A 13,324-nucleotide genomic window follows, 5' to 3' on the forward strand; every position below is an offset into this window, starting at 1 on the left:
CGTCGGCCCCCGCCGGACCCGGTTCGGTCCGGCGGAGGGGCCGTCGGTCAGACGCCGGCGCCTGCTCCAAAGAGCGTCGTGACGCGCTGCGGGTCACCGCAGACGACGAGCAGCGCGCTCGCGCGGGCCATCGCCGTCGGCAGGGCCTTGGCGGCCGTCTCGTCGTCTCCGCTGTTGAGGGCGACGATCACCACGGGGCGGGTGGCGGCCCGCTCCACGGCGGCGGCGTGCGCGAAGAAGACATCGTCACCGGTGTCCTGCTGGGCCCAGTAGGCGGCCTCGCCGAAGGACAGTTCGTGCGTGGCCCACGGGTGGGGGTCGCCGGTGGTGAGCACCAGGACCTCGCCCGGCGCCCGGCCGTTCTCCAGAAGCAGGTCCAGGGCCTCTTCGGCGGCGTCGAGCGCGCCGTCGACGGCGGCCGGGATCAGCTGGAGCTGCGGCGCGGATCGCTGATCGGAACGATTCTCCGGGCTGTTCGCCGGAGACTGCCCGGCACCGGGGTGCGGGCGCTGCGCCGGTGCGGCAGGCCTGGCCGGGCCGGGTACAGGGCGTCCGGGACGCGGGGTGGCCGCGGTACGCGGGCCGGGTACGGGACGGGGGGTCGACGCGGGGCGGCCGGCGGCCGCGGTGGCGCGGGGACCCTGGGCGCTCTCGTGAATCTGAGGCTCCTCGGGGATGAGAGGCATGAGTGGATGTCTATCAAATGCCGCTGCGCTAGGCACCGGCGGGTGGGCACGCATGTGCACCCCGGCCGTGTGGGAGCCCCGTCGGCAGGGCCCCTCGACCGGAAGTTCAGAAGTCGAAGCCGAGTTGGCCCCCGCTTTCCAGCGCGGCCGCCTCGGCGGAGAGGCGGACCTTTTTGAGGTGGCGCCACCTGGGCATCGCGTCCAGGTACGACCAGGAGAGACGGTGGTGCGGGGTGGGCCCCAGCTCTTCGAGCGCCGCTTTGTGGACCGGCGAAGGGTAGCCCGCGTTGGCGCCGAAGGCGTAGGCCGTGTACTCCCCGGCCCCGATCCCCAGCTCCGCCATGACCGTGTCCCGCCGGACCTTGGCGATGACGGAGGCGGCGGCCACGGCGATGCAGGACTGGTCGCCCTTGATCACCGTACGCACCTGCCAGGGGCTGCCGAGGTAGTCGTGCTTGCCGTCGAGGATCACCGCGTCGGGCCGTACGGGAAGACCTTCGAGGGCCCGGACCGCCGCGAGCCGCAGCGCCGCGGTCATTCCGAGCTCGTCTATCTCCTGTGGGGAGGCGTCGCCGAGCGCGTACGCCGTGACCCACCCCTCCAGCTCCGCGGCGAGCGCGGTACGACGCTTGGGGGTGAGCAACTTGGAGTCGGTGAGGCCTTCGGGGGCCCGGCGCAGACCGGTGACGGCCGCGCACACGGTGACCGGGCCGGCCCACGCCCCGCGTCCGACCTCGTCGACTCCAGCGACGATCTTGGCTCCGGTGGTGGCTCGGAGCGATCGCTCGACGGTGTGGGTGGGTGGTTCGTACGGCATGGCGCCTGACAGGTTACGCCGCCTGGTGCGGAGTGCGGTACCCGGATTCCCCCCGGGCGCCCGAGGGGACATCGCGGGCAGGGTGCCCCGGGCACCGCGGGCGCCCTCCCTGGGGGCCGCCCCTCCGTCTCAGACGCGCAGCAGGGGCACCATGATCCGGTCGATGAGTTCGGCGAGCTCGGCATCCTGCCATTCACTCGCGCACACTTTGGAGCGGTACATCATCATGGCGGGAATGACGTCGACCACCAGGTCGTCGATGGCGTCGGCCCGCACTTCGCCCCTTGCGATTCCACGGCGCATAACGTCCCGGAAGAGCCGGGCCGAGGGCTCGACCACTCCCGTGACGATCAGGCCGTGGAACCGCTCGGCGGAGTCGGCATCGCATTCGTGAAGCACCGCACGCAGGGCGAAGCCGGGCTTGGAGTACATGACGTCCCGGACCCGTCGGCAGAGCTCGTACAGGTCCTCCCGCACGCCGCCGAGGTCCGGCGCCTCGTCGAGCGTCGGCAGTCCGGCCTGGAGGGCGTCGGCGACGAGGTCTTCCTTCGACGGCCAGCGCCGGTACACCGCGGCTTTACCCGTCTGCGCGCCGATCGCGACACCCTCCATCGTCAGGCCGTTCCAGCCGACCCTTCCCAGCTGCTCCAGCGCGGCCTCCAGGATGGCCCGTTCGAGCACGGGGCCGCGGCGTCGCAGCGACACGCCTTCCGGCCGGGCGGCGGCCGCGGAGCGTGAAGTAACCATCAGGATCTCTCCGTTGAGGCGATCTCATGTCGTCGGCAGCGCTCAGTGAACGGTTGCGTTCACTGAGGGGGACTCACTACCGTGGTGGACAGTGAACGGGTGCGTTCACTAATTCTTCCGTGGGGGATCCATAGTGACAACTTCTCCGGTGGACACACAGACCAAGGACGGGCCTGCTCGCGCCGGAGGTCGGCCGGGTATCGCCTTGACCGTGATCGCCGCCTGCCAGCTGATGGTCGTCCTCGACGCCACCATCGTGAACATCGGGCTGCCGCACATCCAGGACGCGCTCTCCTTCTCGACCACCGACCTGTCGTGGGTGCTCAGCGCCTACACGCTCACCTTCGGCGGTCTGCTGCTCCTCGGCGGACGGGCCGGGGACATCCTCGGGCGCCGCCGTGTGTTCATGGCGGGCATCCTGCTCTTCACCTTCGCCTCGCTGCTCGGAGGCTTCGCACAGGAGCCCTGGCACCTGCTCGCGGCGCGGGCCCTGCAGGGTGTCGGCGGCGCGATCGCCTCGCCCACCTCGCTCGCGCTGATCACCACGACGTTCCCCGAAGGACCGGAGCGCAACCGGGCCTTCGGCGTGTTCGCCGCCGTCTCCGCCGGCGGTGGCGCGATCGGCCTGCTCGCCGGCGGCGCGCTCACGGAGTGGCTGGACTGGCGCTGGGTCCTCTTCGTCAACGTGCCGATCGGCCTGCTGATCGCCTTCCTGGCCCCGCGCTACATCGCGGAGTCCGAGCGTCACCCCGGTCGGTTCGACATCGCGGGCGCCACGACCTCGACGCTCGGTATGGCGGCCCTGGTCTACGGCTTCATCCGGGCCTCCGAGAAGGGCTGGGAAGACGCGCTGACCATCGGTTCCTTCGTGTCGGCGGTGATCCTGCTGGCGGCCTTCGGCATCGTGGAGTCGCGCGCCAAGGAGCCGATCACCCCGCTCCGGATGTTCGCGGACCGCAACCGCTCGGGCACGTACGTCATCATGCTGAGCCTGTCGGCCGCCATGTTCGGCATGTTCTTCTTCATCGTGCTGTGGGTCCAGGACGTCCTGGGCTACAGCCCGATCCAGTCCGGGCTCGCCTTCCTGCCCGTGACGGTCGCGATCGGCGTCGGCGCGGGGCTCGCGCAGCGGCTGCTGCCGGTCCTCGGCCCCAAGCCGTTCATGGTGAGCGGCGCGGCGATCACGGGTACCGGTCTCCTCTGGCTGACCTTCATCGACTCGGGCAGCACCTATGCGAGCGGTGTCCTCGGTCCGATGGTCCTGTTCGGCTTCGGCATGGGCCTCAACTTCGTGACGCTCACGCTCACAGCCGTCTCCGGGGTGGCCCAGCACGAGGCGGGCGCCGCGTCGGGTCTGCTGAACGCCACCCAGCAGATCGGCGGTTCGCTCGGCCTGTCGATCCTGGTCACGGTCTTCGGCACCGCCAGCCGGGAGGAGGGCGAGAAGCAGTTGCCGGACTTCCTCGCGCACTCGACGCCCGAGCAGCAGGCCGAGGCCCTGAAGACGAAGGAGCTGCCGGCGCCCTGGGGCCACGAGGTGCTGACGTCGGGCATCTCCTCGGCCTTCACGGCCGCCGTCGGGATGGTGCTGATCGCACTGGTCACGGCCGTCCTGGTGATCCGGGTCCGCAAGAGCGACCTGGAAGCGCTCAGCGGCCGTGCCGAGGCCGCCGGACCGATGGCCTGAGCACCGCCGGCGGTCCGGACCACGCGAGGACCGTGCGCTCCGATGGCCGGGACGGCCGACTGAGCGCACCGATGGCCCCTGATCCCCTTCCGGGGGTTCAGGGGCCATCGTGTCGTCTCAGGCCGTCGTCGCCGGGACCCACTCCGGCAGGTCTTCGGTCCGCCCGAGCCAGTCGGCCGGCGGTGCACCGGTCGTCGCGGCGGCGACCACGCCCCCGGCGATGGCGCAGGTCGTGTCGACGTCGCCACCGACCTGCGCGGTCGTCCAGAACACCCGCTCGAAGTCACCGAGGCCTCGGGCCGCCGACCAGAGGGCGAACGGCACCGTGTCGTGCGCACTGGTCCGCCGGCCGCTGCCTAGCACTGCGGCGACCGTGCCCGCGTCGCCGTAGTCGAGCATGTCGCGGGCCCGGCGCAGTCCTGCCCCGACCGCGCTGCGCGGCACCAGGGCGACGACCCCGTCGAGCAGCGCCTCGGGCGTGGGCGGTCCCGCGGGGTCGGCGGCCAGCGCGGCCGCGGCGGCGACGGCCATGGCGCCCACCACGGCTTCACGGTGCTGGTGGGTCGTGTACGCGGAGATCTCGGCCTGGTGCGTCGCCTGCTCCGGGTCATCGGCGTACCAGGCCCCGAGGGGGGCGATCCGCATCGCGGCGCCGTTGCCCCAGGATCCCTGGCCCTGGAAGAGCGCGGCGGCCAGCTCCCGCCAGTCGCCCCCTTCCCGGATGAGGCGGAGCATCCGGTTGACCGCGGGGCCGTAGCCCCGGTCGAAGTCGTGGTGCTGGGCGAAGGACATGGCCAGGGCGTCCTGGTCGATCCGTTCGTGCCGGGCGAGGACGGCCAGGACGGAGCAGGCCATCTCGGTGTCGTCGGTCCACTGCCAGGGGCCGTCGGGCAGCTCGCGCCGCTTCAGCAGTGGGTAGTTGGCGGGTACGAAGAACTGGGAGCCCAGGGCGTCTCCCACGGACAGCCCGCGCAGGCTGGCCAGGGCGCGGTCGAAGCGCCGGTCGAATGAGGAGTCAGCGGTCATCGGTCTGCCACTCTATCCGGTGGGGCCGTACGGTTCCGGGGTACGCCAGCGTTCGAACGGCCTGTCCAGACGGTATCGCCCGTCATCGTCGAGCTGCAGCACGCGCGTTTCCGCGTTGCCGGGGTTGGAGAGCGACTCGAAATCCGCGACCGACCAGTGGAACCAGCGCATGCAGAACAGGCGCATGGTCAGGCCGTGGGTGACCAGCAGCACGTTGGGCGGATGGTCCGGCGCCTCGAAACTGCGGTACAGGCTCTCCAGGAACGCCCCGACCCGGTCGTAGACGTCCGCCCCCGACTCCCCCTGGGCGAAGCGGTAGAAGAAGTGCCCGTACGCGTCCCGGTAGGCCTTCTGCAGACGTACGTCCTCCCTCTCCTGCCAGTTGCCCCAGTCCTGCTCCCGCAGGCGGGGCTCCTCCCGCACCCGGACCCGCTCCGGGCGCAGCCGGAAGGCTCGGAGGGTCTCGTGCGTGCGGCGGTACGGCGAGACGTAGACGCTGACCGCCTCGTCCCCGAAGAGCTCCCGCAGCCGCTCCCCCGTCTCCTCCGCCTGCCGCAAGCCGGTCTCCGTGAGCCGCAGGGCATGGTCGGGCTCCCGTTCGTACACCGTGTCATCGGCATTGCCCTCGGACTCTCCGTGCCGTACGAGAACGATGCGCCGCGGTCGTGCCATACCCCGACCCTAGATCGCCGGTCCCGGGGAGGCTCGACCGAGGAGGCGCCCGGAGTCCATCCGGCGTATGTGTCCGGTGAAGCGGCGGCGCAGCGCACGGTCGTGCGAGACCACCACGAGGGCCCCCTTCCACTGTTCCAGGGCTGCTTCCAGTTCCTCGACGAGCCCCGGGGCCAGGTGGTTGCCCGGCTCGTCGAGCAGGAGGAGGTCGGCGGGCCGGGCCAGCAGCCGGGCGAGCGCCAGCCGACGGAGCTGGCCGGCGGAGAGACCTCCGACCGGAACGTTCAGGTCGGCCGGGCGGAACAGTCCGTACGAAAGGAGGAGTTCGGCCCGCTCGTCCTCGGGAAGGCCGAGCCCTCGCCCGAAGCAGGCGAGCAGCCGTTCCTCCGGGCGCCGGACGGTGACGTCCTGGGCCAGGTACGCGATCCGTCCGGTGCGCCGGACCTCCCCCGCGTCAGGTCGGACGATTCCGGCGAGGACACGCAGGAGCGTCGTCTTCCCCGCGCCGTTTCCACCGTGCACGAGCAGTCGCTCCCCCGCACCGACTGTGAGCGAGCCGACGGCGAGGCGGTCCGCGACCCGCACCCCGGTCAGGGTGACGAGCGCTCCCCCGGCGGCACAGGCCTGGGGGCGGGCGGTGAAGGAGAGGGGCGGCGGCGGCTGGGGCACGGGCTCTCCGCGGAGGCGTCTCAGCCGCTCGCGGGCGTTGCGGACGCGACCGGAGACGGAGGCCTGGACACGTCCCGCCGCCCGGTCGAACGCCATCTTGTTGTTGTCCTTCATCTCCCTGCCGGGTGCGACACCGCGGGCCGTGGTCGACGCGTACGCCTCCAGCCGCGCCGTCTCCTCGCGCCACTCCTCGTATGCCTCCTCCCAGCGTCGCCTGGCGGCCTCCCGCGCCGCCCGGTAGCCGGCGTATCCGTCTCCGTACCGCACGAGCGCACGCCGGTCGGCGTCGACCTCGACGATCGCGGTCGTGACCCGCTCGAGGAAGGTCCGGTCGTGCGAGACGGCCACCACGGTGCCGCGATGCGCGAGGAGGGATTCCTCCAGCCAGTCGAGCGCCTGCGCGTCGAGGTGGTTGGTGGGTTCGTCGAGCAGGAGCACCTCGGGCCCGGCCGCGACGGCGCAGGCGATGCCGAGGCGGGCGAGCTCGCCACCGGAGAGGCTGCCCAGCCGGCGCTCGCGACCGGTGTTCGCGAGTCCGAGCACGTGCAGCGCCTTGTCGACCCGGGCGTCCGCCTCGTACCCGCCGCGCAGCTCATAGGTGGTGAGGAGGTCGCCGTACGCGTCAAGCGCGTCTTCGCGCGCCGTCCCGAGTCCGGCTTCCAGTTCGCGCAGACGCCGTTCCATGGCGCGGAGCTCGGCGAGCGCGGCGCCGACGGCGTCCCCCACGGTGGCGTCCGGCGGCAGTTCGGGGGTCTGCGCGAGCATCCGCACGCCGCCGTCGGTGACGGTGACGACCCTCCCCTCGTCGGGCTGCTCGACCCCCGCGAGGAGGCGCAACAGGGTCGACTTGCCCGCTCCGTTCTCCCCCACGATCCCGATCCGCTCCCCGGGGCGGACGGAGAGCGAGACCTGGTCGAGCAGCAGTCGTTCACCACGGGCCACGACGACGTCGTGCACGGAGATCTGAGTGGGCAAGGGCGCCTCCTCGGGAAGAGTCATCAAACGCAACTGGGATTGCGTTAAGGAGAGTGTGGCAGACTCGACCCTCTAACGCAACGGGAGTAGCAATTGAATGACTCGATCGAGGAGCTTCCCGCCCCGGCACCCGGCAGCGCGCGCCCCGGCGGGCGCACCGCCCGCACCCGGGCGGCCGTCCGCGACGCGGTCCTGACCGGCCTGTCCGAGCACGGCTACCCGGCCCTGACCGTGGAATACGTGGCGGAGCACTCGGGCGTCCACAAGACGACGCTCTACCGTCGCTGGGGCAGCGTGGAAGGCCTTCTCGCCGACGCGCTCGACCTGGCGGGTGAGGACGCCTGGGCACCGCCGGACAACGGCAGCCTCTCCGAAGATCTGCGCGCGCTCGCGCACGAGGTGGTCGAGGCCTTCGGCGATCCCGCCGCCGCGGTCGCGCCGACCGCGTTCGTCGGCGCGGCCTTCCAGTCGCCGCGGGCCGCCGAAGCGCTGCACGGCTTCTACGAGGAGCGATTCCGCCGCTGCGAGGACGTGGTCACCCGGGCCGTCGCCCGCGGCGAAGCGCCGGCGGGCACGGACGCGGCCGCGGTCGTGCGCGCGGTCTCGGCGCCCCTGTTCCTCCGGCTCTTCGTCACCCGCGAACCGATCGACGGCACGCTCGCCGACCAGGCGGCACGCGTGGTCCTCGCAGGGGTCGACGCGGGCGCGTTCGTCCCCGCTTAGGCCTGCTCAGACCGTCATTCCCGCCTGGGCCTGCCCGACCGTCGGCATGGCCTGGCCCACCCCCGGGTTCGTCCAGGCCGGCCGGGCTCTTCCCGCTCAGACCGTCCAGGCCGAGTCGAGCTGCACCACGTCCCCGGCCAGAGCCGCCACATCGGCCGCGGTCCTGGCCCGCAGCCCGAGCCGCTCGATGCGCTCCGCCCGGTACTTTCCGTGCTCCGCGGTGGACTGCCACATCGAAAGCACCAGGAACTCGCTGCCGGGCGCCTCTCCGAAAAGGCCCCGAAGCATGCCGGGGGACCCCGCCATCGCCGGGTTCCACACCTTCTCCTGCATGAGGGCGAAGTGCTCGGCGCGGTCCTCATGGACACGGCAGTGCGCGACCCGCGCCACGTCGGCGTCGGAGAACCGCGGCTCGAATCCCGTCTTCACGTCGAAGCGGTGGTCGAACAGCTTGACCTGGGCGTCCTTGAACGTGCCCATCTGCGAGGCCGCCAGCCGGTCGTGGGAGCGGGCCATGAAGGAGTCGTAGAAAGCCCGGCTCTCCCAGAACGCGAAGACATGGGCGACGTCCGGCCGAATCCGGCTCCACCCACCGCCCTGCCCCCGGAACCCCGGCTCACCGAGCAGCCCCGCCCATTTCCGCTGTCCCCGCTCGAACCCTCGACGGTCCGTCACGGTGCAGCGAATCCACTTGACCAGCACCGCGCCATCGTACGGGGCCGACGACCGCCCCGGCAGACCTCTTCAGGCTCCCGCCGGGTGCATTCGCTCCAGTGCCGCGCGCTCCCCTTCGTCCAGCTCGATTCCGAATTCGGATTCCAGCATGGCGATCAACTCATCGACGAGCAGCGTCCGTTCCTCGGTGGTGCCGTCCGTCCGAACCATCGACAACGTCTCGCGCACCAGGGCCCTGCGCACGTCCGCGCCGGGCCTCTGGGCCACGACCTGGCCGAGGAACCGAGAGTCGGGGTGGCTGGAGCTGTAGTGGTTCATGACGGCGAAGTCACCGGGGTAGAGGGTCTGCGGAGCGAAGGCGTACAGATCGGTCCAGCCCTGCGGACGCAGGGAGCGGAGGACGTGGATGCCCTCGGCCTCGACACCGATTCCGAAGGTCCAGCCGCCCTGCTCGACGCACGCCCCGTCCCGCAGGGGTACCGGCTCCAGCGGACCCTGCCAACCGAACCCGACGTCGGCGAGCCACTGTTCACCACCGAGCGTGACGACCAGGAGGGCGTGCGTCACGGGCGTCAGCGCACCGCCCCGCGAACGATTACGGGCGCCACGGCCGGACACGGTGAACCCGATCCGTTCGAGGACGGCCGCGAAGAGGGAGTTCTGCTCGTAGCAGTAGCCGCCCCGGCGCCGCCCCACGATCTTGTCCTGCAGGCTCTTCAGATCCAGGGGGACCCGCCGCCCCAGCGCCACGTCGAGGTTCTCGAAGGGCACGGCCCGGATGTGGGCCCGGTGAAGGCCCGCCAAGGTCCGTGCGTCAGGCACGAGTTCACGGCCCCGCTCGGCCACATATCCAATTCGAGCCAGATATGCGTCGAGATCCAGCTCGTCACCGCTCCACAAACCGCTCTCCCCCCTCAACCCTCGGGCCCCCTGTCGTAGCCCCATGACACCATGAGCAATCGGCCCAGGACCACGGGCTTTTGAGCGGTCGACGGTACGACGCGAAGCGTGCGCGGGGGCGTACGCGGAGAGGGGAAGCACCATGAGCGGACTCAACAAGGGAGTGGGACGCGTCGAGGTGACGCTCAAGTGGGACCCTGCCCCGAGCGGCGCGCCGGCCCACGACCTGGACCTCGTCGCCGGCGTCTTCGCGGCGGACGACCCGGACGGGGCGCCGGTCCATCTGGTGCACTTCGGCAGCCGCTCCCCCGACGGCACGATCACGCTCCACCGTGACAGCCGCACGGGCCAGGGATTCGGCTACGACGAGGCCATGACCCTGGAGCTGGACCGGCTGGCACCGCGGTACGCGCGCGTGGTGGTGGGCGTCGCCATACAGCAGGCCGGCGGGCGGCTGGCCTTCGGCGACGTGACGAACACCGGCATCCGGGTCCGCGAGGGCTACACGGACCTGCTGGTCCACGACTTCGCGGACGTACCGGACGCCCTATCGGCGACGGTCGTGGAGTTCACCCGCGTCGGCGCGGAGGGGTGGACGTACCGCCCGCTCAGCCACGGCTTCGACGCCGACCCCCAGGACTTCACCAGGGTGCTCGGCACCGCCCACCCCTGACACCCGCCGGCACGAGAAGGCGGGCTGCCCGGACACGGCGAAGGGGACCGGCGCGAGGCCGGTCCCCTTCGTGAGGCGCTGGTCAGTCACCCGCGCGGACCGCGCCGGACATCACGTCCGACGCGGCCACGCCGGGTGTCAGCTGCAACCGCTGGTCGAGCCGCAGCCCTCGCAGATGTAGCAGGAGCCGGCGCGCTGCATCTTCGTACCGCAGGAGAAGCAGAGCGGGGCGTCGGCGCTGATGCCGAGCTGCATCTCGACGAGCTCCGCCGAGGTGTGGGCCTGCTTCGGGGCCGGGACCTCGATCTTCGGAGCCGGGGCGGCGACGGCCTTCAGCTCCTGAGCACGGGGCGCCGACTGGGCCAGACCCTCGACGTCGACGTCGTCCTCCTCGGACTGCTCGTACGAGCCGGTGTCCAGGTGGCGCTGACGCTCCTCGGCCGAGTGGATGCCGAGGGCGGAGCGGGTCTCGAAGGGCAGGAAGTCCAGCGCCAGGCGGCGGAAGATGTAGTCGACGATCGACTGCGCCATCCGCACGTCCGGGTCGTCCGTCATGCCGGCCGGCTCGAAGCGCATGTTGGTGAACTTCGAGACGTACGTCTCCAGCGGGACGCCGTACTGCAGACCGACGGAGACGGCGATGGAGAAGGCGTCCATCATGCCGGCGAGCGTCGAACCCTGCTTGGACATCTTGAGGAAGACCTCGCCGAGACCGTCGTCCGGGTAGGAGTTGGCGGTCATGTAGCCCTCGGCGCCACCGACGGTGAACGAGGTGGTGATCCCCGGACGGCCCTTGGGCAGGCGCTTGCGGACCGGGCGGTACTCGACGACCTTCTCGACGGCCTCGCGGATCGTCGCCTCGGACTTCGCGGTGACCTCGACCTTCTCCTCCTCCTTCTTCTTGGCGGAGAGGGGCTGGCCGACCTTGCAGTTGTCGCGGTAGATGGCGAGCGCCTTGACGCCCATCTTCCAGGCCTCGAAGTAGACCTCCTCGACGTCCTCGACCGTGGCCGTCTCCGGCAGGTTCACGGTCTTGGAGAGGGCGCCGGAGATCCACGGCTGGATGGCGGCCATCATGCGGACGTGGCCCATCGCGGAGATGGAACGCTCGCCCATGGCGCAGTCGAAGACCTCGTAGTGCTCGGTCTTCAGACCGGGAGCGTCGATCACGTTGCCGTTCTCGGCGATGTGGGCGACGATCGCCTCGATCTGCTCCTCCTGGTAGCCCAGGCGGCGCAGGGCCTGCGGGACGGTGCCGTTGACGATCTGCATCGAGCCGCCGCCGACCAGCTTCTTGAACTTGACCAGGGCGAGGTCGGGCTCGAGGCCGGTGGTGTCGCAGGACATCGCGAGACCGATGGTGCCGGTCGGGGCGATGACCGAGGCCTGGGCGTTGCGGAAGCCGTTCTTGGCGCCGAGGCGGATCACGTCCTGCCAGGCCTCCGTGGCGGCGGCCCAGATCGGCGAGTCCAGGTCGTCCGTGCGGACGGCCTTGGTGTTCTCGTCGGCGTGCTGCTGCATGACGCGCTGGTGCGGCTCGGCGTTCAGGGCGTAGCCGTCGTACGCGCCGACGACCGCGGCAAGCTCGGCGGAGCGCTTGTAGGAGGTGCCGGTCATCAGGGAGGTGATGGCACCGGCGAGGGCGCGGCCGCCGTCGGAGTCGTACGCGTGGCCGGTCGCCATCAGCAGGGCGCCGAGGTTGGCGTAGCCGATGCCGAGCTGGCGGTAGGCGCGGGTGTTCTCGCCGATCTTCTGGGTGGGGAAGTCGGCGAAGCAGATGGAGATGTCCATCGCGGTGATGACGAGCTCGACGACCTTGGCGAAGCGCTCGATCTCGAAGGACTGGTTGCCCTTGCCGTCGTCCTTGAGGAACTTCATCAGGTTCAGCGAGGCGAGGTTGCAGGACGTGTTGTCCAGGTGCATGTACTCGCTGCACGGGTTCGAGCCGTTGATACGGCCGGACTCGGGGCAGGTGTGCCAGTGGTTGATCGTGTCGTCGTACTGGATGCCCGGGTCGGCGCAGGCCCACGCGGCCTCGGCCATCTTGCGGAAGAGCGACTTGGCGTCGACCTCCTCGATGACCTCGCCCGTCATACGGGAGGTGAGACCGAACTTCCCGCCGGACTCGACCGCCTTCATGAAGGTGTCGTTCACGCGGACGGAGTTGTTGGCGTTCTGGTACTGGACGGACGTGATGTCGTCGCCGCCCAGGTCCATGTCGAAACCCGCGTCACGGAGGGCGCGGATCTTCTCCTCCTCCTTGACCTTGGTCTCGATGAAGTCCTCGATGTCGGGGTGGTCGACGTCGAGGATGACCATCTTGGCCGCGCGGCGGGTCGCGCCGCCCGACTTGATCGTTCCCGCGGAGGCGTCGGCGCCGCGCATGAAGGAGACCGGGCCGGAGGCGTTGCCGCCGGAGGAGAGCAGTTCCTTGGAGGAGCGGATGCGGGAGAGGTTCAGGCCGGCTCCGGAGCCGCCCTTGAAGATCATGCCCTCCTCCTTGTACCAGTCGAGGATGGACTCCATGGAGTCGTCGACGGACAGGATGAAGCAGGCGGAGACCTGCTGGGGCTGGGGCGTGCCGACGTTGAACCAGACCGGCGAGTTGAAGCTGAAGATCTGGTGCAGGAGGGCGTAGGCCAGCTCGTGCTCGAAGATCTCGGCGTCGGCGGGCGAGGCGAAGTAGCCGTACTCCTCGCCGGCCTTCGTGTACGTCTTCACGATCCGGTCGATGAGCTGCTTGAGACCGGTCTCGCGCTGCGGGGTGCCGACGGCCCCGCGGAAGTACTTGCTGGTGACGATGTTGACCGCGTTCACCGACCAGAAGTCGGGGAACTCGACGCCACGCTGCTCGAAGTTGATCGAGCCGTCGCGCCAGTTGGTCATGACGACGTCACGGCGCTCCCAGGCCACCTCGTCGTACGGATGCACGCCGGGGGTGGTGTGGATGCGCTCGATACGCAGGCCCTTGCTCGCCTTGGTTCCCTTGGAACGAGAACCACGTGCTGCCGGACCGCTCGCCGTCTCTGTCATGCCGCCTCCCATATACGGGCAAAACACACTTCGGCACCCAG

General features: G+C 70.6%; 12 protein-coding genes. 3 read left to right on the forward strand and 9 right to left on the reverse strand.

The window, feature by feature from the left end; translation table 11 throughout:
- Positions 1-47: 47 nt before the first annotated feature.
- From ACRRSS_RS26810 to ACRRSS_RS26820, 3 genes are all read right to left on the reverse strand, one after another.
- A complete protein-coding gene (locus ACRRSS_RS26810) occupies positions 48-686 on the reverse strand; it encodes a hypothetical protein (protein WP_435973664.1) in 639 nt (212 codons plus the stop codon).
- 106 nt (positions 687-792) lie between these two features.
- A complete protein-coding gene (locus ACRRSS_RS26815) occupies positions 793-1,503 on the reverse strand; it encodes a ribonuclease HII (RefSeq protein ID WP_351902092.1) in 711 nt (236 codons plus the stop codon).
- 129 nt (positions 1,504-1,632) lie between these two features.
- Positions 1,633-2,250 carry a TetR/AcrR family transcriptional regulator gene (locus ACRRSS_RS26820; protein WP_435973665.1) on the reverse strand — a complete coding sequence of 206 codons (618 nt, stop codon included), beginning with the start codon at positions 2,248-2,250 and terminating at the stop codon, positions 1,633-1,635.
- A gap of 133 nt (positions 2,251-2,383) precedes the next feature.
- Here ACRRSS_RS26820 and ACRRSS_RS26825 point away from each other — a divergent pair, with 133 nt between their 5' ends.
- The gene (locus tag ACRRSS_RS26825; RefSeq protein ID WP_435973666.1) at positions 2,384-3,937 is read left to right on the forward strand and encodes an MFS transporter; all 1,554 of its coding nucleotides are present in this window, start codon (positions 2,384-2,386) and stop codon (positions 3,935-3,937) included.
- 117 nt (positions 3,938-4,054) lie between these two features.
- On the opposite strand, the gene ACRRSS_RS26830 is transcribed toward ACRRSS_RS26825, so the two are convergent.
- From ACRRSS_RS26830 to ACRRSS_RS26840, 3 genes are read right to left on the reverse strand one after another with little or no spacing between them, the layout of a single operon-like run.
- Complete coding sequence (locus ACRRSS_RS26830; protein WP_435973667.1) at positions 4,055-4,963, reverse strand: ADP-ribosylglycohydrolase family protein; 909 nt, start codon at positions 4,961-4,963, stop codon at positions 4,055-4,057.
- Between the two features lie 12 nt (positions 4,964-4,975).
- Positions 4,976-5,635, reverse strand: a complete 660-nt coding sequence (locus ACRRSS_RS26835) for a histidine phosphatase family protein (RefSeq protein WP_435973668.1) — start codon at positions 5,633-5,635, stop codon at positions 4,976-4,978.
- Between the two features lie 9 nt (positions 5,636-5,644).
- Positions 5,645-7,303 carry an ABC-F family ATP-binding cassette domain-containing protein gene (locus tag ACRRSS_RS26840; RefSeq protein ID WP_435973669.1) on the reverse strand — a complete coding sequence of 553 codons (1,659 nt, stop codon included), beginning with the start codon at positions 7,301-7,303 and terminating at the stop codon, positions 5,645-5,647.
- A 69-nt stretch (positions 7,304-7,372) separates the two neighbouring features.
- Between ACRRSS_RS26840 and ACRRSS_RS26845 the strand changes: the two genes are divergently transcribed.
- Positions 7,373-8,002, forward strand: coding sequence for a TetR/AcrR family transcriptional regulator (locus ACRRSS_RS26845; protein WP_435973670.1), 630 nt, complete (start codon positions 7,373-7,375; stop codon positions 8,000-8,002).
- A gap of 96 nt (positions 8,003-8,098) precedes the next feature.
- Here ACRRSS_RS26845 and ACRRSS_RS26850 read toward each other — a convergent pair whose 3' ends face one another.
- Both ACRRSS_RS26850 and ACRRSS_RS26855 read right to left on the reverse strand, forming a co-directional pair.
- Positions 8,099-8,704, reverse strand: a complete 606-nt coding sequence (locus ACRRSS_RS26850; protein WP_435973671.1) for a YdbC family protein — start codon at positions 8,702-8,704, stop codon at positions 8,099-8,101.
- 42 nt (positions 8,705-8,746) lie between these two features.
- The gene (locus ACRRSS_RS26855) at positions 8,747-9,622 is read right to left on the reverse strand and encodes an arylamine N-acetyltransferase family protein (RefSeq protein ID WP_435973672.1); all 876 of its coding nucleotides are present in this window, start codon (positions 9,620-9,622) and stop codon (positions 8,747-8,749) included.
- Between the two features lie 97 nt (positions 9,623-9,719).
- Between ACRRSS_RS26855 and ACRRSS_RS26860 the strand changes: the two genes are divergently transcribed.
- Entirely contained in the window at positions 9,720-10,250 is a 531-nt protein-coding gene (locus ACRRSS_RS26860; RefSeq protein ID WP_435973673.1) for a TerD family protein, read from the forward strand.
- A 138-nt stretch (positions 10,251-10,388) separates the two neighbouring features.
- On the opposite strand, the gene ACRRSS_RS26865 is transcribed toward ACRRSS_RS26860, so the two are convergent.
- Positions 10,389-13,283 (reverse strand): vitamin B12-dependent ribonucleotide reductase, encoded by a 2,895-nt coding sequence (locus ACRRSS_RS26865; RefSeq protein WP_435973674.1) that lies wholly within the window; start codon positions 13,281-13,283, stop codon positions 10,389-10,391.
- Positions 13,284-13,324: the final 41 nt, after the last annotated feature.

The sequence above is a fragment of the Streptomyces sp. Qhu_M48 genome, assembly GCF_051305195.1.
Classification (GTDB): Bacteria; Actinomycetota; Actinomycetes; order Streptomycetales; family Streptomycetaceae; genus Streptomyces.